This window comes from Zongyangia hominis (assembly GCF_014385095.1).
GTDB classification, from domain to species: domain Bacteria; phylum Bacillota; class Clostridia; order Oscillospirales; family Ruminococcaceae; genus Zongyangia; species Zongyangia hominis.
The window spans coordinates 64907-85975 of the sequence record NZ_JACRTC010000002.1; the positions used below are offsets into that span (position 1 = coordinate 64907).

A 21069-nucleotide genomic window follows, 5' to 3' on the forward strand; every position below is an offset into this window, starting at 1 on the left:
TTTACTTGTGCTTTCGCCGTACCACAAACGGAATGTGAAACGGAAGGCCCGTTGCCATACCATCATATTTGGAGTCATCTAAGATTAAGCCACGCTTCTTCGCCAGCTTGTGAACCTTTGCGTCAATCTCAAAGAAGTCCTCAAAACCATACTTTTTTCCATGAATTTCATAGTCCCCGCAGGTCAGATATTCGTGACCGTATAATTGCTTGATTACATCACTTGTGGCAAGTTCAGTTCCTTCTGGCAGAGACAGTAGGACATCGACGATTTCAGATACAATTTTATTCATCATCGGTATCCTCCTCACCCTCCATAGGCTCTATGCCAAGCAGCTCCAAGAACTTATTGAAGTTGTACGGATAAGAGTTGCTGCCACAAATCTTCATGGGCTTGTGACCATCGGAAAAGAAAATCTCCAACTCCCACTGGGTTCCGTTCAAGACCTCATATCCGAAACGGCGTGGATCATAATTGCTACGCCATTCTCCAATATGCAACTCTCGGAGACCATCTAAGAACTCCTCCTTGCCTACAGGATAATCAGGAGGGATGCAGAAATTAGACGGCTTCAGAATAAGGGAGTGCTCTACATCCTTATGAAGATGCTCATCATCCAGCGTAATGATATGGGTTTCGTTACCGCTGAAAATGCTCATGTACGGTAAAGTATCACAAGAAAATTATGTCGAATTGACAGCCGCCTCCGCTATACCGAATAAGGAAATAAAGAGTCCTCAAATTTTGCGCTACTAAATGAAGACGAGCGGAAGTAATCTCCCGCTCGTCAGTAAACTTAACTATGCCATATCAATCCCGCTTCTTTCCCGCCACCGGCACTAAGAACAGCGCGGGCAACAGCAGGAAAGCGGTACAGACCAGCCCCCAGGGTATGGACACCTGCTGGGCTACCAGCCCCACAATAGGCCCGCCGATGATCTGCCCGAAAGAGTCCAGCTGTCCGCTGGTGGAAAAGACTGTGGCGCGCATTTTCTCATCCACATGGTCGTTCATCCAGGCGGCCAGCACAGGCTCCTTGATGGTGCGCATAAGCCCCGCCAGCAGGAACACCAACAACATGAACCAAAAGCTCCGCCCCACCGCGAAGAGAACCAGGCACAGGATATACCCGGCGCTGGTGGACATGACCACACTGGTTCGGCTGACAGTCCCTTTTTTCTCCATGCGGGCGATGAGCAACTGAGAAGCCAGAATACCTAAGCCGCTGCCGATAAGACTGATAACACCGAACCAAGTGACGCTGTTCAGCGGCCCGATAACGGGTATTACCGTGTCATCCAGAAAATGAGCGGTGGAGAGCCGGTCAAAGCCTTCACTGGCAAGTCCCCCGCATAGTGTGATTGCTAAGAGCGCCAGCAACACAGGTGCGCCTTTCACAAAGCCCAGGTTGAGCTTGAACAGGCAGACAAAGTCTTTAAGCAAGCCCTGCCGTTCCTCAATAGCAGGGGAGAAGTTGGTTTCTGGCATGATGCGAACCAACACCAGCCCCAACAACAAGCACAAACTGCCCCCCAAGATGACAGGCATTTGCAGGTTTATGTTTCCCAGCAGTGTGCCCAGCACCACGCCCAGAACGCCGCCGATTTGCCCCATTTGACTGCCCCGCAGGAACACCTTGTCTATGGGTTTGTCCTCTTCCTCCGAGGCAATCCACGCCTCCAGAGCGCCGGTGATGAAGGTATCACCGCAACCCCAGACAACCTGGGCCAGCAGAACCGGCGCGAACCACGGTAGCGCACCCTCCATCAGAAAGCCCAGGCCGTAGAGGAACATTCCAATCAGCACCGAGCGCCGACGGCTATACAAATCCGCCACCACACCGGTGGGTATCTCGAACAGAAAGCAGGAGGTCTCCAGAACCGTCCCTACCAGGACAAGCTGGAAAGCATCCAGCTGCACCACCTCCAGGTGGTACACGATGGAAAGCACTGTGGACATAGAAACCGCCAGGGAAAAGACAAATCGGAACAGCAGGTAGACAGAATATGCCTTTGAATTTTTAGCAAACATGAAGTTACATTCTCCTTTACGAATCAGTGGGTTGTTTTGTGAAACAAGCCCGACTGCCGCGCAGGAAGGGCAAACTTCTCAGCCCTTTCTAACAGTGATTTTAGAAAAGGCCTCCTAAAGTGCCCAAAGCGCCGTTAAAAGACTTGTTTCTGTTTTTGCAGTTTGCCATATGAATACCTCCGATACTGAAATTAGAACAACATGGCTGTTCTTCTTCGCGATATTATAGCAAATGGGCTTTGTGTTGTCAACCCTGTCCCACAGAAAATAGCATACACCGCCCTTGATTTCTACACCATTCCCGAAGCAGTCTGAGGCATTGAGGTAATCATGAAGCTCCCTTATCCGTGTGTCAGCAATCATTTCACTTCTGAATGCATCCAAACCCTTTCCGCCAGCAAACCAGCGAGAAGGCACAATCATCGACAGATAGCGAGGTGATAGCTTTTTTGCCTGCTGAATGAACAACTGATAAATTGGGGTTGCACTGGCATTATTGCCGCCATCGCTTAGTTGGTATGGTGGGTTTCCAATAATTACATCAAAGTACAGTTTACAAGGGACTACACAGGGTAGGTATCTGACGGGAGGGGTGCCGCCAGTCAGATTTTCCATGTGATGTTCAAGCTGTCGCTTGTGGCGGCTATGGTGGTGATCATCAAATCCACCACACGCCGCTTGTCATCAAAAGATACATTCTCCCAGGTATCGAGGTAGCCGGAAATCTGGCTGACCTGTTCCGGGCTGATGGCCTCCACAGTCAACTCCGCTATCCTTGCCAGAAGTTCCTGCTTGCGCCCGTCCAGTTCCGCTATCTTCACATTCACATAGGAGAACAGGACATTGTTTGCCCCCGTCAGACTGTCCACCAGCTTTTCAATCTCGCTGTCTACATGGGCAAGTTCCACTTGCAGGGCGGTGATTTTCGGGTTTGCCTTTGCCGCTTTCTTTTTTCCTGTCAGCGTCTTGTAGCTTGCCAGCTTCTTTACCATCTGCTGATAAACAACCGCTTCCAGTTCCGAAGTGATGATTTTCCCACAGCCAGGACAGCTTTTATTGTCCAGCCGTTTCGTGCAGCGGAGATACTGTTTGCCGGAGGGATTGTAGATACTCATAAGAGCATACCCGCAATTCCCGCACTTGATTTTTCCTGCCAGCCATGTGTGGGTGGCTTTCCGGGCAGACTGGATTTTCATGTTGTTCATCAGCTTCTTGCGGCAGGTCAGCCAGGTGTCGGAGGGGACGATACCCTCATGGGGAGCCAGTACCAGCATTTGGTCTTTTAAGTCGTTTTTCTTGCTGGCCTTTACATCTCGCCCTTGATACAGATAGCAGCCGTTCATGCCCGTAAAATCGGCAACGTCATTGACAATGACTGTACCTTGACTTTTGAAAAATTCGTACACATCAAGGTCTGCCTGCACATAGACAGGATTGCGTAACATCTGCGCCAGCGTGGGGCGTATCAGCTCTTTGCCATGGAACAAAATCCCCTGTTCGGCAAAGTACCGGGTAATGTCCCCGTAGGAAGTTGTGGGCTGGGCGTACATCTCAAACATCAGCCGGATATTGGCCGCTTCCTCCGGGTTTACCACCAGCTTCTTTGTGTTGATACCGTCCATCTTGATAGGCTCCGTATGGAAGCCGTAAGGGGCTTTCCCGCCCATCTTAAAGCCCCGCTGACTGCGGGAGTAGTAAGCGTCCGTTACCCGCTTCTGTATCGTTTCCCGTTCAAGCTGGGCGAACACGATACAGATATTCAGCATGGCCCGTCCCATCGGCGTGGAGGTATCAAACTTTTCCGTAGAGGACACAAACTCCACATTGTACTGCTGGAACAGCTCCATCATGTTGGCAAAGTCCAGAATGGAACGGCTGATACGGTCGAGCTTGTAAACCACGACCTTTGCAATCAAGCCCCGCTTGATGTCCCGCACCAGTTCTTGAAACTTCGGACGGTCTGTGTTCTTGCCGCTGTACCCTTTGTCTGTGTATTCCTTGCAGTTACCGCCTTTCAACTCGTATTTGCAAAATTCAATCTGGCTTTCAATGGAAATGCTGTCCTTTTTGTCTACCGATTGTCTTGCATAGATTGCGTCTATCCGATTGTTCATATTGTCGCTCCTTTTCTTAAAAAAGAAACGGAGCTGCTGACAGTTCTATTATACCGCCAGCAGCCCCGCAAATCAATGATGGGTTTGGAAAACCTTATGTCCCGGCTTCCTCACTCTCCCGCTTGTCGGCGTACTTGCGGAACACCTCATAAAGCTGCTGTTCCAGTTCCCGGCGTTTGGCTGCTTCCTGTTCCGGCGTGAACACCGGGGAGAGATTTTCCAGTGTGATTTCCTTTCCCTGAAAAGTCACGATTTCGATTTCCTTTTTGTATCTGATATTACTTATAAGATCACCTTTCCTTTCCATGCTGCCGCTGTTGCCGTTTCAGTTCCGCTAAAATCTCCGGCGGGATACGGTCAACCAGCCGCCGCATATCGTCCAGTTCGCTTTTTAACTTCGCCCGTTCCATCGTGTCATTCATCTTGCCTTTTTCGCTGGCCTTTGCCCTGACTTCCAGCTTTTCATTTTCCGCTAACAAGTCATTGATTGTGACCTTGAATTTTTCAGTTGCCCGGAGAAGTTCTCCATCTGCGGAAACCACTTTTTCAGCATGGAGAGGGCTTCCTCTTTCTTCTTTCCGGCGTTCAGCGGGGTAATGCCGGAGAGAACCGCTTCAATGGCCCTCGCCTGTTTGGAGAGGTTGACCGCCTGTTTGAACAGCCGGGTGGGGATATGCTTCCGGCCCGTCTTGCTGGCGCTTTCCCCACGCTCCAGGTCGGGGTACTGCTCCACCATACAGGCGTGAAAATCGTCCTGCCACTTCGTCAGATTGGCCCGGTTGCCGATAATTTCTTTGGCGCACAGGCGGTTGTCCTTTGTCAGCGGCACAAAGACCAAGTGCAGATGGGGCGTTTTTTCATCCATGTGTACCATAGCCGAAACGATGTTCTCCCGGCCCACCCGGTCAATGAGGAAGTCCGCCGCCCTCTGGAAGTAGGCCGCTATCTCCTTTGGGGACTTGCCCTTGAAAAACTCCGGGCTGGCGGTAATCAGCGTGTCCACAAACCGAGTGCTGTCCTTGCGGGTGCGGCATCTGGCCTGCTCGATGCGGCTCTGAATGAAATGGTAGTAGCGGCCATCCGGCTTGACGATGTGGAAATTGTACTTGCTCCGGCTGGTGTCAATGTCCGGGTTGCTGGCGTACTGCTCCTTTTTCCGTTCATGGTGGGCTTCCAGCGGCCCCGCCGGGTGGCCCTTGTGCTTCTCAAATCGCAAAATTGCGTGTTGTGCCATTGAACTCCTTTCCCCATTCCATTCCTTTCCGGCGGGTTTTCCCGCCGAAAATATCTCTGATAGGATTGGAATGGAATGAATGTAAATAGATGGTTTTAATCTCTGTATTTCTATATACCGTCAGATTTCCGTACTTCAAGAGGATTGATTTTCGTACTCGCCAAGTACGGTTTTCAGCCCTCCGGCGTACCATAACCGGATTTCTTGAAGTCGGTGTTTGGAACCGCTTCATAGGATTTCGGGTAAATGCGGTTGGGTTTTCCACAGCCCTGTTTCTGGATTTCCACCAGCCCCGCATACTGCAACTCCCGCAGGGTGTTGACCGCTTTCTGCCGCCCGCAGCGGAGCAAAGCGACCACCTCGCAGATGGGGTAGTACAGGTAGACCCGCCCGTACTCGTCCGCCCAGCCGTTCTTCCGGGACAACTCCGCCCGGCGCAGGACAAAGGCATACAGCACCTTCGCTTCGTTGCTCAAGGGCTGGAATGTGGGTGCTTCAAAAAGGAAATTGGGGAGCCGGGTGAAACTGAACGCCTTTTCCGGCTGGTGAATATAAATCGTGTTTGTCATAGCGTGTTTTGTGGACGGTTAGAGGCCCGTTTTCCGGGGCGAATGATAAATGATACCAGCCGCCCCGGTTGAGGGCTTGCGGAGCCTTGCAAATCAAGGCTTTTCCCGCTCTTAACTGTCCACAGCAGACCTCCTTTTCCGTTCACTTTCTGTTTTCTGCCGCCTGTGAACTCTGGCGGCGCAGTCCGGGCAGTATTTGCCCCGGTTGGACTTCGGGACGAACACACCGCCGCACTCCGCACAGCGTTTCAAGTCCCTGTCCCGGTAAATCTCCGCTTCCAGCGTCCTGTCCAGCGGCAAGACCGCCCAGCGGAACCACTTGCAGCAGACGGAGAACGAAATCATCTGCGGACAGGCGCAGGTGTCGCCATCGTCCAGCGCAAGGCAGTTTCCGTCCTCGCAGTTGCAGCACTCCCGGCGTATCAGGCCGCTGGCTCGTCTCTTCTGGGGCGGGGTTATGCGGTAGGGGGAGCCGTCCGGCCTGTGTTCCAGCGGCGGCAGGTGTTGATAGGGTCTTTTGCTCATGCGTCCCTCCGTTTTCTTTGGCGTGTTCTGTTTCCAAGGTGCTTGTCCATCGATGAACTATCCCAAGTCTACACCTTTTTGACCGCCTGTGCCGTATATCCAAGAGGTAGGAAATCAGCCTGAAAAACTCCCTATTTCCACGCTCTCGGATTTGTGATATAATCAAAAAAAGATAAAAGACAAATTCAGGTTTCTGGTCTTCTTGCACAAAATAAAGGAGGAGCTATTATGCAAATTGTTTATATTCCAAGCGAATCAATGTCTGTTCAAGGTAAAAAAGATGAAATCTATAAAAGATATGGGAAAGACTGGAATATTAGAGAACAGGGAGGAGGTAACGGAAATTGGTTGTTGACCAGAAAAAGTGATGTGCTTGTAGATGGAAAAAGTTATCGTACTTTTGTACTTGAACACTACGGTAAATCCAAGCTGACAGCGAAGCTTGTTGATAAATTTCGTGAAGATGTAGCAAATGGTAAAATAAAACTGTAAATGCCTATGCCGTTATGCTATGAGCATAGTACATAGCATAACGGCTTCTCTTTCGTTGAGCTAGCAAGGAGGGTGAATATGTCTTTATCCATACAAGAGCGATTAAAAGACCTACGTGTGGAGCGTGGCTTGACGCTGGGGCAGCTTGCGGAGCAGACCGGGCTTTCCAAGTCTGCGCTGGGCAGTTACGAAACGGAAGACTTCAAGGACATCAGCCACTATGCCCTTATCCGGCTGGCGAAGTTTTACGGTGTGACCGCTGATTATCTGCTGGGGCTGTCTGAAATGAAAAATCACCCAAACGCCGATCTTGCAGACCTGCGTTTGAGTGATGAAATGATTGACCTGCTGAAAAGCGGGAGGATAGACAATACCCTGCTGTGTGAGCTGGCGGCGCACCCGGATTTCCCCCGGCTGATGGCTGACCTTGAAATCTATGTGAACGGAACGGCACTGAAACAGGCGCAGGGTGCAAACGCCATAGTGGACACGATGAGCGCAACTGTTATAAAAAAGCATAATCCTGGCATGAGTGATACGCAGTTAAGACAGCTTATCACCGCCCATATTGATGAGGACGAGTTTTGCCGCTATGTGATACAACGGGACATAAACGGGATTGCCCTTGCTCTGCGGGAAACACACAAGGACGATTTTTTCAGCGTCCCAGAGGATAACCCGCTAAAAGAAATGCTGGAAACTGCTGGTGAAATCGTCAGCCAGGACAGCGACACGGAACAAGCGTACTTGGCGTTTATCTGCAAACGGCTCAAGCTGAATTTTAGGAAGCTGTCAGTAGAAGAACGGAAGTGGCTGAAAAAGATTGCGGAAAAATCCGACTTGCTGAAGAATCCAAAACCGCAGAGAGGACGAAGATAAAAAATGCCTGAACGGCGGTTCTGGTTTTTCAGAACCACCATCCAGGCATTTTGTTTAGTAATAGAAAAAGGTGCAGTTGATTATTGCGTATTGTCAATCTCTCTCAAACCGGGTAGTAAAAATACGGCAAGCGCAACGATGATAATGCCAATTCCGCAAATGACAAACCATTTCTCAACTCCCAGCCGCTCCGCCAGAGGCCCGGAAATGACAAGGCCAAACGGCATGGCGAGGGAAGCGGCGCTTGTCAGTAGAGAAAAAACTCTCCCCAGATATTCTGGTTTGACCGTTTCTTGAAAAATCGCATTTTGCACACCGTAAAATGGAGCGGAAATTCCCATAACAGTACAGCACACAACAAAGACAAGAAATGCGTCTGGCGGCAAAAGCCCGGAGAGCATATTGCTAACGCCCATCAGGAGAACGGAAAGACCGATGGTGTACCGCCGTTTCTTAAAACCGCCCCAAATGCTCAGAATGACTCCGCCAAGCAGCATACCAACCGCAAAAGCAATTTCAGCGGCAGAGGCATGGGCCGGTGTTCCTTTGAAGTATGACATACAGATGAGAGGAAAAAGCGTACTGATTGGCATATAAAAGAACATATAAATTACACCAATCCAGAGCAGAGCAAAGAGGCCCCTGTTTTGCTTTAATACCACATACCCCTCTTTCATATCCTGTAAAAACTGTTGTCTTTTCGTTTCTGGACATAGTTCAGGCGTTGGTATGGACGAAATCGCAACAGTCACACAGGCAAGGATTGCACCCACAATATCTAACAATATAATTGCATTAAGAGGCCAAACAGCATATAAAAACGCTGCGGCAGCTGGACTGATAATCGCACTTACTGCTTGCATGGTCTGCGTGTAACCAGCGCATTTTGTAAGTTCCTCTTTTGGCACAATCATAGGTGTTGCTGCGCTGAATGCTGGAGAATGAAAAGCAGTTCCCGCACTTCGGATTAACAGGACAACCATAATAGACCATACGGGCAATTCCATGTAAAACGCCACCAGCGCCAGAATACCGCCAGCGGCGGCAATTATCAAATCCGCACCAATCATTACGCTTTTACGGCTGTGCCGGTCAACAAAAGCACCTGCAAACGGGCCTAAACAGGCTTGCGGCAAAAATCCAATCAGTGTTGCCGCCGTCAATATGATTGCAGAATTAGTTTTCGCAACCAAATAAAAGATAATGGCCATTTGCAAAATACCGCTGCTAATAAAGGATATTGCTTGTCCGGCAAGAAGTGTAAAATAAGTTTTTCTCCATGAATTGTTGTTTTGGGTCATAATGCGAACCTCCTTTTTTATTGCATTGTTCCTTTGTTTCTGCAATAAAAAGCAGGCGTTGTCCCACAGAGAGGGCAGACGCCTGCATAACAACAAAGCACGAAAAAACACCACGATACAGTTCAAAGACTGCTCGTGTCAAACCTACGTGTTCCTTTGCATACGCACGCAAAAAAAGCCCACCATCATGTGGAAAGGTACTTCTACTTTTTATTGCTTATTAGCGTACACAAATTAACACACGTAAGCCTCCTTCCAATCTCAAACTGTCGCACAGTATAACACACATCCGATAGACTTGTCAACCATTTTTAACCTTGTTTTCCATCTTGTTTTTCCATCTCTTACGGGCAGTAGCAAAGCCAGGCGAGCCAGTCAACGGTCAAGATGAACGGCGCTTTCAGCGCCGCCGTTGACAGTCTCGCCCGTCTTTGCTAATGGGTAATCAAGGCGGGAAAGCCATTTTAGGGCTTTCCCGCCCATTTCAATTTTGGGAGAAGAAAGGCCCCAAAATGAACGAGTGCGGCCAAACACTTTTAGGGATTGGCCACCTTGTCCACCCATCCAGCGGGGCGGCGGGGAACGGTCAAGGCCGGGCGTCAGCCCATTCATTTCAGCCTTGACGGTTTCCTGCCGTCCTGCTACTTTTCCCGGAGTGTGGCCACACATCTGGTCACGGTGTCCAGAGCTTTGGGACTTTTTGTCCCATAGGCCGGGGGCGGAGGACGAGGGACGGGGGCTTTCATAATACGCCCTGTCTGCTGCTGAAATCAGCCCTTTGTTTCCGGCTTACCAGCCCCAAACAAAGCCCTGCTTTCCTGCCGCGTCAAATGCCCTTGCCCTCCCCGGCGGCAACGGTATTTTCAGGGCAACGCCGACAGAGCGTATAACACACTACACTTTGCTCCGCAAAGTCGTGTGCCAAATGGGGCGCTGCCCCCTTTGGAAACCCCCGCAACAAACAGGTGCTATGCACCCAGCCGGGAGCATAGCGCCGTTTGTTGTCAGCAGCCCGTTTCACGGTCTGCGTGTAGTTCCTTGTAAACTGACCTAAATTTCATGCTAAAAATCTCCTCAGGCTTGGTGGTATGAATCATTTCATAAGCATACTGTTCTAATGCTTCGTTACGGTCGTACTCGCTTTGGGAAGCCCCACAAAAGATGCATTTACCGCCTTGCCATGTGTGCTTTAATCTCTTAAATCGAATATTTCCCTGTGCATCGTCGAAATGTGTAACAGAAAACTCGCTGTTGGGATATTTTGAGCAATATACACCTCTTCGAGAAAGCAGACTTGTCAGTTCTGTAATTGCAATACCGAAAAGCTGCTTATGGAAAATATGGTCGATTCGTTCCTGCAGATCCGGGAACTGAGGTTCCAGACCGACAATCAGCCGTTTTGCGATCTCCCGCAGAAACACTCCCGTTTTGCAGGCCGGATCTAAAAATGTCGTATCCGGGTTGCGGAACAACTCCTGTGGGAGCATATCCAGCATCTGATTTACGATATCGGGCGGCGTAAATACCTCGTCGTTGGAGAGGTTCGCCAGACAGGACAGCACGTCCGGATTATATACATTATCAAAAAGGCCGTTAGCCATTGTCATTTTCCTCCTTCGTCAGGTGTAAGTGAAGATACGCCTCTCTCCATCGGGTATCATCGTCCTGAATGTGCCGATAATGCGCAATATATTGCTGCAAGAACTTGCCTTCATCGTCCGGCTGTTCAGGCTCATCCAGCCCCATATCAAACAGGGTGCCCTGAACGAAGTCTGCGTCGGCATTCTTCTTTTTCTTTGCCGGTTTCGGTTCGTCCATTGCCAGCAGTTCTGCAAAAGTATAGTCCTTGCGCTGCATACGGGCATCGTTGAACGGGAAGGTCCATTCTGAGAAAATGATCGGAACATTCAACTCCTTGCCCTCAGCATCACAGCACATGAGCGTCAACGCATTTCCGCAGACAATGTTGAGGCGAAGGATAAACCGGGCAGCCTCCCGCGTCTCGTCATTGCATTCCTTTTTGCAAACCTTTTTATATTCCTTATTCCAAATCTCAAACAGACGCTCCTGGCAGGCGAGGACATTATCCAGCATGATGTCTACGCCATACATACTGCCAAGGGCCAACAAGGAGTTGCGCTCCCAATCATAAGCGCTGCGTCTATATTTTTTAGTCACGACAGTCAGCTTCCGTTTCAGAATAACGGAGAGAAAATTCCCATCACCGCAGGCTGGCTCCAAAAACCGGCTGTCGATTCGTTCTGTTTCTTGCTTCACCAAGTCGCACATTGCTTCCACTTCACGCTCAGCCGTAAACACCTCGCCGTGATCCGCCACGCGCTGCTTGGATTTCACTTGTCTTGCCATCGTGCGACATCACCTCTTTCTACGTTTAGACCAAGTTTTGTACTGGTCCATCCTTAATTAAAATATACTAGCTGTCCCAAATACAGGACTTAATCGTCTACCGTTTCCATGATATCTTCCAGATGGCAATCCAGGGACTCACAGATTTTTATCAGGACGTCCGTAGTGATGTTGTCGCCTTTCCCCAGTTTAGCGATGGAGGCTGAACTGATCCCGGCTTTCTCCTTGAGGTCACTTTTTTTCATATTTTTGTCGATAAGCATCTTCCACAATTTATTGTAGCTGATACGCATTTTTAGTTTCTCCTTTACTGATTTCCCATCATCATGTCATAGTGCTGCTTCTGTTTCATGGCGTCAAATATCATTTCAAAAATGCTCCGACACTCATCGGCATCTAGACAATCCTCAACAAAATCCATGCCATCGCTCATACCGATAGAGCTTGCATTGATGTATGCCAACATGGAGGAGGCCAGCTGGAATTTTTCTTCATCGTCATTGCCATCAGCATCTTTGAATCGGCCCTCGGCTTTGCCCTGAATCAAAATGACCTGACGAAGCTGCGATCCCTCGTATCCGCACAACTGAAGGAAGTAATATTCCAGGATGCGGCGAATGACATTCATCAGCGGGACTGCGGATTGTACTTCTTTATACTCATCCCAAAGAGCAGCATAAGAATTTTTAACTGGGTTTACATTTATCCGTTCAGTCGGCGCATTCGGATTAACATCATCACACAGCTTAATCGTGGATTTTGTGCCGATCTTGCGAATCAGATAAAATGATGCATAGTCGTACTTTGCCACATAGCTGTAAGACACTTCTCTGTGGAAGTACGCATTATGGGTTAGAATAAAAATCTGTTTAATGAAGTTTCCTTCGGCTGTTCGGTTCCGGTTGTCGGCGTTGTTCCTGCAGATCTCAATCATCTGTCGAACGAGAGTGCTTACAATAAATAGTGAACCGCTGTCCATACTGGAAACAGGGTCATCAATGACAACGATTTTCTCTCTGGTTTCGCCGTCAGCAGAGTCGCTGCCGTGTACCAGATGGTAGAAATACAGAAACGCGATAAAGTTCTTTTCGCCCTCACTCAAATTATCAGCTATGGTACCATCAGGACGGCGCACTTCATATACGTTGTCGACCCCAGCCTTTGGTTCAAGGCTGAAGCCTCGCATACCTGAATCGCGCAGCATAAGATTGATGCTGTCTTTAGCGGTATCCGTTTCTACCGTTTTTCCCCGGAGCGTCTTGAGCTGTGTCTTGATTTCATCCAGAGTGGCATTGTGCGCCTTTATTTCCGCATCAAGAGCGTCCAGTTCAGCCTGCATATCTCCATCACTTTTCCTATAGGTAGCAATGACATCCTTCAGCATAAAAGCGAGAAGGCTGAAGACAGCATCGGTGCATTCAGTACGCTTGGTAGGACCCGCAGCAACGATGGCGTTATTTGCGTCAATCAAAGAATTAAATCCATTAATGATCTCAGCTAAATCTTCAAGAATGGGCTGAATATCTGTAAGAGCTACTGCAGAAGCTGGATTCTCCGCTTTGGACTTTATCGTTTCGATGTTGGCCTGAATAGCCGCCTTGAGGACTGCCAGCTTATCGGCATACGGTTTCAGATCAATTTGCGGATACAGTTCGACCGGTGTTGTCTGTAAAGGCACGAATAACTCATTTGCAGATTTTTTATACCGCGCCAGAAATTCATCCAGGAGACGCAGGTTTTCCTGATACCTGTTGTCAAAGCTGGCAATAAAGGTTTGCTCAAAATCCGCAGGTAAATCACCGCCGCAATATGGACATCTTCCGTTCGCATTATGAGAATACGCATCATGCCCTTGCCGCATCCATTCCGTTGCGCCAATATCACGCAGGAATCCGGCAAGTTCAGTATCTGCACTATTGACAATGGGCTTACTCAGTATTTCTCGTCCATCTACCGTGTCCATAACCATAGGGTCAGCGATAGTAGTAAACCTTTGGTAACGCTTTGCTGTTTCAGAATACGCCGATTCATAAAGCCGCCGCAAATCCTCCATATCAATATCTGCCGGGGCGTGCTTCAGAATTTCACGGGCAAATGGATCAGACTTTCCCTTCTTGTCCATGGTACCGGGAAAATCATCACGGAGAGTTCTGCCGCGTTCCCAACACTCTTTAAGGAAATCCTTGTGCAGCTTATCTTTGGCGTTGGTAATTTTTCCTCTCTTGTCACTTGCCTCAGACAAGAGTTTCTTTACTTGAGTACGCTTTTCCGTAACCTCGTCAATCTGTTTTTGGATTTCTGCATTTTTGGCGTTCAGCGTAAACACGCCTTTCATATTACGGTAGCTGCGAAAATTCTCATCAATGAAATCCTGGTTATATACCAGCGGCAAATAATCTGATGCTGTTCTCCCGGGAGCGTAGGTTAGGCCAGCACTGCTTTTTATGGCTTTTGCTATCGTGGATTTACCAGCGCCATTATTGCCGAAAAAGAAATTGACATAGGTCGGCTCAATATAGGCATGGCTGTCCTTATAGCTTGCATCCGTCAAATCAATGCGGACAATCTCTGATTTGATTTTGTCAGCCATAAAGACACCTCCTTATACAGGCATCGGAATGCCCGGAATTCCGGCTTCCTTAAACGCCTCGAATACATTTACTTTACGAACGGACCAGGCGCTATGGTTCAGGTCCGTAATCGCGCAATCCATATTCAAGCCGAAGAACATTGCATTCCGTTTGTCACACAGTTTCAACTGCTGAATGGGTGCAATCGGCTTAAATGCGATTTTTATATTTTTTCCAACCTTCATCACCTTCTGGATATAGCACAGCATACAGTATTGGTCGGGAGAAGTTACGCCCTTCATCTCTGTATTTTCCTTGCAGATGATTGCCGGGAAACGTTTCAGTTCCGCAATGCCCTCTTCCGTGAGAGTAGAACATCTGTCAAAAATCTCCGGCGGAACATTGTATTTTGTTAACGCACGGTTTGCGATCACCGACACCACGCCCGTGCTAAAAACATCCTCATCGCAAGTAACAATCAGCTGATAATACTCCTTGCTGAAGGATTGGATGGCAATCATCATCTCTGCCGAGGAGTCTGCCATCTGGGGATAATTAATATTGTATGTTAAGTTGACCGTGCCTCCCGGCTGATTGGATACAGCAACATTGTTAGTACCGGTCTGCTGTAGGGTGGGGGTAGCCAGTTGGTCGGTCTGCTTAATGCTCAGATCGTTGTTCATAATGTACCGCCTCAAAAGTTAAAGTTCATCGTACCGTTATTCGTCAGATTGAAGTTTTTTTCTCCGTTTTGGATGACATTGATCTGCTGTTGAATAACGGTCATTTTTTTATCGTTTTGGGCGGCACCTGATGGCTCATCGTCATCCACGACCTCCGCCTCTATTGGTTCAGCGTCATCTTCTGATGATGCTGGGCTTTTTCTTTTTGTCCCGGCAGCATTTTTCAAAATAGAAAGGAACAAATCTGCCAGCTGCCTTCCTGCGTTGAAGCTATCTATTTCAGGCAGGTATTCCCTAAAACTGTCACAAAGACTCAAAACCGTCTCATCCGAAAAGTCATGGATGTAGGACACAAAATTTTCAGTTTCGATATATGGGCTAATCTTCTTTGCAATTCTGGAGATGCCCGTTTGTCCATTGAAATAAGAACGATAAGTGACCTCAGACTGCTCGTCCAGCGCACTTTGGCCATCTTCCGTGACGATGACTTCAAAAAGTGTTTTTACAAAAGCCCCCTGGCTACTTGACCCGCCAATTATCGGATGCAGTATTTGCACGAAGTCCTTGAATTCCATGTTTTCTTATCTCCTCGCCGAAACCTATCAAAGCCTATCAGTGGCTACCTAATCCTATCAGCCCGATTTTCTATAATGATTACAGAAGCTGACACAAAACAGCTTCCGCGACAGGGCAAACCCCTGCGGCAGCGACTGCAATATATATTGTAACAGAAACTTGTGAATATTTCTACCCGTTTCGCTAATTTCCTTTCTGCGTTCGCAAATTTGAAGTCGCAATCGTGAACTCGCCCTTTCGCCATTTGACTATGAGGAGGTGAAGATCATGGCTAAGAACACGAAGCAGACCTCAAAAGCTGTTGCTTCCAAAGCAAGCAAGATTTTGAGGGACAACCGCTACGGCGCAAAGTCTAAATCCGTTGCTGGAAGCGCTTTAGCACAGACCAAGAAGAATTAAGCATCTTTGGTCGGCGGCGACTGATAACAATCAACCCGCCAAATTTTGTCCCGAGCAGACATTAACTGCTCACCGCCGGATACCGCATCATTTGATCACTGATGGCTCAACGGTACCCGGCGGCACAAGTAAATAATGTAGCTGCCTTTTGAGCGGGTTTGCTGCAGACCGAAACGGAGAACTCCGTTAGGACTGCGGTCGGTTTCTTGCACCCATTTTTAGGCAGCACCCAGAGTCCTCCGTTTCGAGAAATCGAAAATCGGAGGACTTTTTCATGAAAACCAATGACAATCAGACCACCCCGCAGATCTACTATCGCCCCCTCCATAAGTGGATTGAAGTCACCCTGGAGGAAAAACAGAATTGGGAACGCTTCATCGGCACAACCCGCAAATCGAAGCAGAGAGCAGGCACCTGCTGCATTCCTTATAAGAAAAGCTACAAGTGCGATGGCCTGTGTGAGGAATGTGAGTATCGCTGTATTCCCAAGGATGCACCCCAGCACCTTTCCATCGATGGCGAGATGGAAATTACGCAGAAGAACGGCACACGAAATAGCTTCCTTGCCGATGAGGCCATGACCACAGAAATCGGCATCGACAGTATGATCCTGAACCACCTTCTTTCCGAACTGCGGGATTCCGACCCGGAAAGCTATCAGATTCTTATGGTTCTGGCTGACGGGCTGTCCGAGCGCGCCAGTGCTGAAAAGCTGAATATGCCTCGAAACACCTTTGTGTACAAGAAAAATCAGCTGTTGAAGCGCATCCGCGAAAATTTCTAAAAAAAATAATTTCTCTTTCGGCCATTTCTTCCTTTTCTGTCCAGATGGATCGATGAAAGGCAACACAAGACGCCTTGGGAAAGGAGGAAACGCCGATGAGTAACACCGCAAAAAACTACCCCGGCACCGCGGCGGACGAAGATATCGTGGAAATCCTTACCGCCATCAGCGTGGTGTCCCGTAGACTGGCACGGAATATCGCAGCCGTCAGCCAGCAGAGTCAAACCAAGGAAGGAGGAAAACAGAATGAGCAAAATCAAGTTGCTTTTGGATGTCGTCGAGGATGCCCGTGCTGTAGCCGATAGTCTTATCCCGGTTATCGAGAAATTCAAGAACCTGGCCGAGAGCCTGCAGGCTGTAGCAGATGCCCTGGCATCTACGGAAACGAAGGCAGAACGCGTAGATGCTCATCCTGAAGAGCCGAAAGCCCTGCCTCAAGAGGCCAAAGCTGAAGCCACTCCTTCTTTGGAACAGGTCAGAGCCGTCCTCGCGGACAAGTCCCGAAAGGGGCACACCGCTGAAATTCGCGCTCTGCTCCAGAAGTACGGCGCAGCCAAGCTGTCCGGAATCGACCCCGTCCACTACGAGGCACTCGTTGCCGAAGCGGAGGTACTCGGTGATGGCAACTAAGCACGCTGTTCTGTCCGCATCATCGTCCGAGCGATGGCTGAACTGCCCACCCTCCGCAAGGCTATGCGAAACCTACGAGGACAAAAGCAGTGACTATGCCGCCGAAGGTACCGATGCTCATGCGTTGGCTGAAGCCAGGCTCAAGCAGGCACTGGGAATTCCCACGGAAGACCCGGTCGAAAATCTCACCTGGTACAACGCTGAGATGGAAGATTGCGCCCAAGGGTATGCAGCCTATGTGGTAGAGCTTTTGGAAACCGCCAAACAGACTTGCTCCGACCCTGTGGTCATGATCGAGCAACGGGTGGACTTCTCCCGTTGGGTCCCCGGAGGATTCGGCACCGGCGACTGTATCTGCATCGCAGAAGGTCTGCTGAACATAGTGGATCTGAAATACGGTGCCGGGATTGAAGTCAGCGCAGACCACAATCCCCAGATGATGCTCTACGCCTTGGGTGCCTTGGAAATCTTCGATGGCATCTACGACATTGACACCGTCCGCATGACCATCTATCAGCCCCGGAAGTCCAACATCAGCATCTTCGAGATGTCCAAGGACGCTCTGCTCACCTGGGCAGACACTGAACTGACCGAAAAAGCACGGCTGGCATACGAGGGTCAGGGCAACTTCAGCTGCGGCGAATGGTGCCGGTTCTGCAAGGCAAAGGCCGAATGCAGAGAACGCGCCATCTACAATCTGAGGCTCGCCCAATACGACTTCCTGAACCCGGCTCTGCTCCAGGACGAGGAGATTGCCGACATTCTGGGTCGTATCGATGCACTGACATCCTGGGCATCCGATGTAAAGGAATATGCCCTTCAGCAAGCCATCAGCGGTAAGGAATGGACCGGCTGGAAACTGGTCGAAGGTCGTTCCAACCGCAAGTACACCAGTGAGGCCGATGTTGCCGCTGCTGTTGAAAGCGTAGGACTTGACCCCTATGAGCGAAAAGTTCTTGGTGTCACCGCCATGCAAAAGCTGCTGGGCAAGACCCGCTTTGAGGAGCTTCTCTCTCCCTACATTGAAAAGCCGCAAGGGAAACCCACGCTCGTGCTGGAGAGCGACAAACGTCCGGCGATGAATACAGCCAAAAACGATTTTATGGAGGAATTTTGATATGTCTAACAACACAACCAGAGCCACCAATCCCATGAAAGTTATCACCGGTCCCGATACCCGTTGGTCTTACGCCAATGTCTGGGAGCCCAAGTCCATCAACGGCGGCGCAGCGAAGTACAGCGTCAGCCTCATCATCCCGAAATCCGATACCAAGACAGTCGCTAAGATCAAGGCGGCAATCGAAGCTGCATACCAGGAGGGTCAGGCCAAGCTGAAGGGCAACGGTCGCTCCGTGCCTCCTCTCGCTGCCATTAAAAATCCGTTGAGAGACGGAGATCTGGAGCGTCCCGACGACCCCGCGTATGCTAACGCATACTTCGTCAACGCCAACTCCGCTACCGCTCCCGGCATCGTGGATGCGGACCGCAACCCCGTGCTGACCCGTTCCGAAGTTTATTCCGGCGTATATGGCCGTGCCAGCATCAACTTCTATGCCTTCAACTCCAACGGAAATAAGGGAATCGCCTGCGGTCTGAACAACCTGCAGCTGATTCGTCCCGGTGAGCCTCTGGGCGGCAAAGCCAGCGCTGAGTCCGATTTCGCAACTGACGATGACGAGGATTTCCTCGGTTAAGACAATGGAGGTAAAAAACTATGACAACGATTCAGACCATTCTCATCACCGCACTCCTGTTCGCCTGGCTGTGCATCAGCATCAGCTTCCTGGTGACTTCCATCCAGTCCTTCGTCTATGACCGCAAACGCGAAAAGCGTGAGCTGGCCCAGGCTGAACGTGACAAGGAATATCATGCCAAGCGCATGGAGGAACTGCTGAACAAGTAATCATCCATCCCCATGGGCGGTAGAGCAATCTGCCGCCCTATCGGGGAATGTGAAAGGACCGGTGAACATGAAAACTCTCTCAATTGATATCGAGACTTACAGCGATCAGCCACTTGCAAAAACCGGCGTATATCGCTATGTGGAGTCTCCCGTATTTGAAATATTGCTTTTCTCCTATAGTGCGGATGGTGGTCCCGTCCAGCTGGTCGATCTGGCCTGCGGAGAGAAGATTCCGACAGACATTCTCGCCGCTCTGGAGGACGATTCTGTTACCAAGTGGGCCTTCAATGCCAGCTTTGAACGCATCTGCCTTTCCCGGTATCTTGGCTATCCCACCGGTGAATACCTTGCTCCGGACTCTTGGAAATGCTCCATGGTCTGGGCTGCCACAATGGGACTGCCGCTTTCCCTGGAAGGCGTCGGTGCCGTGCTGGGTCTGGAAAAGCAAAAGCTGACTGAAGGCAAAGAACTCATCAAGTATTTTTGTCAGCCCTGTGCGCCCACGAAATCCAACGGTCAGCGTACCCGCAACCTTCCGGCCCATGCCCCGGATAAGTGGCTGGCTTTCAAAAAATACAATATCCGTGATGTGGAAACCGAAATGGCTATCCAGGCTCGGCTTTCTAAATTTCCGGTGCCGGACAGCGTATGGGACGAGTACCACCTGGATCAGGAGATCAATGATCGGGGTGTGGGGCTGGATATGGAATTGGTGCGGCAGGCCATTCAGATGGACGGTCGATCCCGCTCCGAACTGACTCATGCCATGAAGGAACTGACCGCCCTGGACAACCCCAACTCCGTCCAGCAGATGAAGCAGTGGCTTTCGGATAATGGCCTGGAAACGGATACCCTGGGCAAAAAAGCCGTGGCTGAAATGCTGAAGACCGCGCCCCCAGAATTGCAGACTGTTCTGACCCTGCGTCAGCAGCTTGCCAAATCCTCGGTGAAGAAATACCAGGCAATGGAGACTGCTGTTTGCGCCGATGGCCGCGCCAGGGGTATGTTCCAGTTCTATGGTGCCAATCGCACCGGAAGATGGGCAGGCCGCATCATTCAAATGCAGAATCTGCCCCAGAACCATTTGAACGACCTCTCTGAAGCCCGAAGCCTTGTCCGCAGCGGTGATTTTGAAGCTGTGGAGATGCTCTATGAGGATGTACCGGACACGTTATCCCAGCTGATCCGCACAGCATTTGTCCCTCAGAACGGCAGGAAATTCATCGTTGCCGACTTCTCTGCCATTGAAGCCCGGGTCATTGCATGGCTTGCCGGGGAGACTTGGCGGCAGGAGGTCTTTGCCGAGGGCAAGGACATCTACTGCGCGTCTGCATCTCAGATGTTCGGCGTTCCGGTGGAAAAGCACGGCATCAACGGTCACCTCCGTCAGAAAGGCAAAATTGCCGAATTGGCCCTTGGCTATGGTGGCTCGGTAGGGGCGCTGAAAGCAATGGGTGCTCTGGAAATGGGCCTGACGGAAGAGGAATTGCCGCCCCTGGTGGCTGCCTGGCGACAGTCCAACCCCAACATTACCAAGCTGTGGTGGGATGTTGACCGCGCCGCTATGGAGGCTGTCCGATACAAGCACACCAATGAAACCCACGGCATTGAATTTTCCTGCAAAAGCGGGATGTTGTTCATCTCGCTCCCTTCCGGCAGACAGCTTGCCTATGTGAAGCCGAAAATCGGAGAGAACAAGTTCGGCGGCGATTGTATCACCTACGAGGGCATCGGCAGTACGAAAAAGTGGGAGCGGCTGGATTCTTACGGTCCCAAGTTCGTGGAAAACATTGTGCAGGCAACCGCCCGAGACATCCTCTGCTATGCCATGAATACGCTCCGTTGCTGCTCCATCGTGATGCACATCCATGACGAGGTAGTCATTGAGGCTGATCCCCGGATGTCCATGCAGGCAGTCTGCGACCAGATGGGCATGACTCCGCCTTGGGCAAAGGGGCTGCAGCTTCGTGCCGATGGCTATGAGACCAATTTTTATAAGAAAGATTAACGAG

Annotated in this window: 25 protein-coding genes and 1 pseudogene; 9 read left to right on the plus strand and 17 right to left on the minus strand. The window is 50.0% G+C overall.

The window, feature by feature from the left end; all coding sequences use genetic code 11:
- Position 1 precedes the first annotated feature (1 nt).
- From H8709_RS03725 to H8709_RS03765, 9 genes and pseudogenes are all read right to left on the minus strand, one after another.
- The gene (locus H8709_RS03725) at positions 2-292 is read right to left on the minus strand and encodes a hypothetical protein (protein ID WP_262397039.1); all 291 of its coding nucleotides are present in this window, start codon (positions 290-292) and stop codon (positions 2-4) included.
- Positions 285-443, minus strand: a complete 159-nt coding sequence (locus H8709_RS03730) for a hypothetical protein (protein WP_262397040.1) — start codon at positions 441-443, stop codon at positions 285-287. Before H8709_RS03730 ends, H8709_RS03725 begins: the two co-directional genes overlap by 8 nt.
- Positions 444-810: 367 nt before the next feature.
- Positions 811-2031, minus strand: a complete 1221-nt coding sequence (gene tet(40), locus H8709_RS03735; RefSeq protein ID WP_002578914.1) for a tetracycline efflux MFS transporter Tet(40) — start codon at positions 2029-2031, stop codon at positions 811-813.
- 114 nt (positions 2032-2145) lie between these two features.
- The gene (locus tag H8709_RS03740; RefSeq protein ID WP_262397041.1) at positions 2146-2646 is read right to left on the minus strand and encodes an Eco57I restriction-modification methylase domain-containing protein; all 501 of its coding nucleotides are present in this window, start codon (positions 2644-2646) and stop codon (positions 2146-2148) included.
- A complete protein-coding gene (locus tag H8709_RS03745; RefSeq protein ID WP_002575864.1) occupies positions 2634-4145 on the minus strand; it encodes a recombinase family protein in 1512 nt (503 codons plus the stop codon). The genes H8709_RS03740 and H8709_RS03745 overlap by 13 nt, the downstream gene beginning before the upstream one ends.
- A 94-nt stretch (positions 4146-4239) precedes the next feature.
- The gene (locus tag H8709_RS03750) at positions 4240-4431 is read right to left on the minus strand and encodes a hypothetical protein (protein ID WP_321118048.1); all 192 of its coding nucleotides are present in this window, start codon (positions 4429-4431) and stop codon (positions 4240-4242) included.
- Between the two features lie 4 nt (positions 4432-4435).
- Positions 4436-5379 (minus strand): annotated as a pseudogene (gene mobV, locus H8709_RS03755) (MobV family relaxase).
- Positions 5380-5552: 173 nt separating this feature from the next.
- A complete protein-coding gene (locus H8709_RS03760) occupies positions 5553-5948 on the minus strand; it encodes a replication initiator protein A (protein ID WP_002575861.1) in 396 nt (131 codons plus the stop codon).
- 111 nt (positions 5949-6059) lie between these two features.
- Positions 6060-6473: a cysteine-rich VLP domain-containing protein gene (locus tag H8709_RS03765; protein WP_002575860.1), complete on the minus strand. Its 414-nt coding sequence runs from the start codon at positions 6471-6473 to the stop codon at positions 6060-6062.
- A 228-nt stretch (positions 6474-6701) separates the two neighbouring features.
- On the opposite strand from H8709_RS03765, the gene H8709_RS03770 reads away from it, so the two are divergent.
- Positions 6702-6965 carry a hypothetical protein gene (locus H8709_RS03770; RefSeq protein ID WP_002575859.1) on the plus strand — a complete coding sequence of 88 codons (264 nt, stop codon included), beginning with the start codon at positions 6702-6704 and terminating at the stop codon, positions 6963-6965.
- A gap of 78 nt (positions 6966-7043) precedes the next feature.
- Positions 7044-7844, plus strand: coding sequence for a helix-turn-helix domain-containing protein (locus H8709_RS03775; RefSeq protein WP_002575858.1), 801 nt, complete (start codon positions 7044-7046; stop codon positions 7842-7844).
- Positions 7845-7924: 80 nt separating this feature from the next.
- On the opposite strand, the gene H8709_RS03780 is transcribed toward H8709_RS03775, so the two are convergent.
- The 8 genes from H8709_RS03780 to H8709_RS03815 form a co-directional block, all read right to left on the minus strand.
- Complete coding sequence (locus H8709_RS03780; protein ID WP_002584949.1) at positions 7925-9145, minus strand: MFS transporter; 1221 nt, start codon at positions 9143-9145, stop codon at positions 7925-7927.
- A gap of 375 nt (positions 9146-9520) precedes the next feature.
- The gene (locus H8709_RS03785; RefSeq protein WP_014080336.1) at positions 9521-9757 is read right to left on the minus strand and encodes a hypothetical protein; all 237 of its coding nucleotides are present in this window, start codon (positions 9755-9757) and stop codon (positions 9521-9523) included.
- A gap of 392 nt (positions 9758-10149) precedes the next feature.
- On the minus strand, positions 10150-10746 hold the full coding sequence (locus tag H8709_RS03790) for an Eco57I restriction-modification methylase domain-containing protein (protein WP_262397042.1): 597 nt from the start codon (positions 10744-10746) through the stop codon (positions 10150-10152).
- Complete coding sequence (locus H8709_RS03795; protein WP_262397043.1) at positions 10739-11512, minus strand: hypothetical protein; 774 nt, start codon at positions 11510-11512, stop codon at positions 10739-10741. Before H8709_RS03795 ends, H8709_RS03790 begins: the two co-directional genes overlap by 8 nt.
- An 89-nt stretch (positions 11513-11601) precedes the next feature.
- Complete coding sequence (locus H8709_RS03800) at positions 11602-11805, minus strand: helix-turn-helix domain-containing protein (protein WP_262397044.1); 204 nt, start codon at positions 11803-11805, stop codon at positions 11602-11604.
- Between the two features lie 14 nt (positions 11806-11819).
- Positions 11820-14102 carry an AAA family ATPase gene (locus tag H8709_RS03805; RefSeq protein ID WP_262397045.1) on the minus strand — a complete coding sequence of 761 codons (2283 nt, stop codon included), beginning with the start codon at positions 14100-14102 and terminating at the stop codon, positions 11820-11822.
- Positions 14103-14114: 12 nt separating this feature from the next.
- Complete coding sequence (locus H8709_RS03810) at positions 14115-14765, minus strand: hypothetical protein (RefSeq protein WP_262397046.1); 651 nt, start codon at positions 14763-14765, stop codon at positions 14115-14117.
- A gap of 11 nt (positions 14766-14776) precedes the next feature.
- On the minus strand, positions 14777-15340 hold the full coding sequence (locus H8709_RS03815) for a hypothetical protein (RefSeq protein WP_262397047.1): 564 nt from the start codon (positions 15338-15340) through the stop codon (positions 14777-14779).
- A 268-nt stretch (positions 15341-15608) separates the two neighbouring features.
- Between H8709_RS03815 and H8709_RS03820 the strand changes: the two genes are divergently transcribed.
- The 7 genes from H8709_RS03820 (at position 15609) to H8709_RS03850 (ending at position 21065) form a co-directional block, all read left to right on the plus strand.
- Positions 15609-15740: a hypothetical protein gene (locus H8709_RS03820; RefSeq protein ID WP_262397048.1), complete on the plus strand. Its 132-nt coding sequence runs from the start codon at positions 15609-15611 to the stop codon at positions 15738-15740.
- A gap of 274 nt (positions 15741-16014) precedes the next feature.
- Positions 16015-16524, plus strand: coding sequence for a hypothetical protein (locus tag H8709_RS03825; RefSeq protein ID WP_262397049.1), 510 nt, complete (start codon positions 16015-16017; stop codon positions 16522-16524).
- A 246-nt stretch (positions 16525-16770) separates the two neighbouring features.
- Positions 16771-17154 (plus strand): rRNA biogenesis protein rrp5, encoded by a 384-nt coding sequence (locus H8709_RS03830; RefSeq protein ID WP_262397050.1) that lies wholly within the window; start codon positions 16771-16773, stop codon positions 17152-17154.
- Positions 17144-18271 carry a DUF2800 domain-containing protein gene (locus H8709_RS03835; RefSeq protein WP_262397051.1) on the plus strand — a complete coding sequence of 376 codons (1128 nt, stop codon included), beginning with the start codon at positions 17144-17146 and terminating at the stop codon, positions 18269-18271. Before H8709_RS03830 ends, H8709_RS03835 begins: the two co-directional genes overlap by 11 nt.
- A 1-nt stretch (position 18272) precedes the next feature.
- Positions 18273-18848 (plus strand): DUF2815 family protein, encoded by a 576-nt coding sequence (locus tag H8709_RS03840; RefSeq protein ID WP_262397052.1) that lies wholly within the window; start codon positions 18273-18275, stop codon positions 18846-18848.
- 20 nt (positions 18849-18868) lie between these two features.
- Positions 18869-19057 carry a hypothetical protein gene (locus tag H8709_RS03845; protein ID WP_262397053.1) on the plus strand — a complete coding sequence of 63 codons (189 nt, stop codon included), beginning with the start codon at positions 18869-18871 and terminating at the stop codon, positions 19055-19057.
- A 67-nt stretch (positions 19058-19124) separates the two neighbouring features.
- Complete coding sequence (locus H8709_RS03850) at positions 19125-21065, plus strand: DNA polymerase (RefSeq protein WP_262397054.1); 1941 nt, start codon at positions 19125-19127, stop codon at positions 21063-21065.
- The last annotated feature ends 4 nt before the right edge of the window (positions 21066-21069 follow it).

Coding starts and splice junctions, on each gene's coding strand:
- H8709_RS03725 (WP_262397039.1), bottom strand. CDS start 292: ATGAATAAAATTGTATCTGAAATCGTCGATGTCCTACTGTCTCTGCCA.
- H8709_RS03740 (WP_262397041.1), bottom strand. CDS start 2,646: ATGGAAAATCTGACTGGCGGCACCCCTCCCGTCAGATACCTACCCTGT.
- H8709_RS03745 (WP_002575864.1), bottom strand. CDS start 4,145: ATGAACAATCGGATAGACGCAATCTATGCAAGACAATCGGTAGACAAA.
- H8709_RS03760 (WP_002575861.1), bottom strand. CDS start 5,948: ATGACAAACACGATTTATATTCACCAGCCGGAAAAGGCGTTCAGTTTC.
- H8709_RS03765 (WP_002575860.1), bottom strand. CDS start 6,473: ATGAGCAAAAGACCCTATCAACACCTGCCGCCGCTGGAACACAGGCCG.
- H8709_RS03770 (WP_002575859.1), top strand. CDS start 6,702: ATGCAAATTGTTTATATTCCAAGCGAATCAATGTCTGTTCAAGGTAAA.
- H8709_RS03775 (WP_002575858.1), top strand. CDS start 7,044: ATGTCTTTATCCATACAAGAGCGATTAAAAGACCTACGTGTGGAGCGT.
- H8709_RS03780 (WP_002584949.1), bottom strand. CDS start 9,145: ATGACCCAAAACAACAATTCATGGAGAAAAACTTATTTTACACTTCTT.
- H8709_RS03785 (WP_014080336.1), bottom strand. CDS start 9,757: ATGAATGGGCTGACGCCCGGCCTTGACCGTTCCCCGCCGCCCCGCTGG.
- H8709_RS03790 (WP_262397042.1), bottom strand. CDS start 10,746: ATGGCTAACGGCCTTTTTGATAATGTATATAATCCGGACGTGCTGTCC.
- H8709_RS03795 (WP_262397043.1), bottom strand. CDS start 11,512: ATGGCAAGACAAGTGAAATCCAAGCAGCGCGTGGCGGATCACGGCGAG.
- H8709_RS03800 (WP_262397044.1), bottom strand. CDS start 11,805: ATGCGTATCAGCTACAATAAATTGTGGAAGATGCTTATCGACAAAAAT.
- H8709_RS03805 (WP_262397045.1), bottom strand. CDS start 14,102: ATGGCTGACAAAATCAAATCAGAGATTGTCCGCATTGATTTGACGGAT.
- H8709_RS03810 (WP_262397046.1), bottom strand. CDS start 14,765: ATGAACAACGATCTGAGCATTAAGCAGACCGACCAACTGGCTACCCCC.
- H8709_RS03815 (WP_262397047.1), bottom strand. CDS start 15,340: ATGGAATTCAAGGACTTCGTGCAAATACTGCATCCGATAATTGGCGGG.
- H8709_RS03820 (WP_262397048.1), top strand. CDS start 15,609: ATGGCTAAGAACACGAAGCAGACCTCAAAAGCTGTTGCTTCCAAAGCA.
- H8709_RS03825 (WP_262397049.1), top strand. CDS start 16,015: ATGAAAACCAATGACAATCAGACCACCCCGCAGATCTACTATCGCCCC.
- H8709_RS03830 (WP_262397050.1), top strand. CDS start 16,771: ATGAGCAAAATCAAGTTGCTTTTGGATGTCGTCGAGGATGCCCGTGCT.
- H8709_RS03835 (WP_262397051.1), top strand. CDS start 17,144: ATGGCAACTAAGCACGCTGTTCTGTCCGCATCATCGTCCGAGCGATGG.
- H8709_RS03840 (WP_262397052.1), top strand. CDS start 18,273: ATGTCTAACAACACAACCAGAGCCACCAATCCCATGAAAGTTATCACC.
- H8709_RS03845 (WP_262397053.1), top strand. CDS start 18,869: ATGACAACGATTCAGACCATTCTCATCACCGCACTCCTGTTCGCCTGG.
- H8709_RS03850 (WP_262397054.1), top strand. CDS start 19,125: ATGAAAACTCTCTCAATTGATATCGAGACTTACAGCGATCAGCCACTT.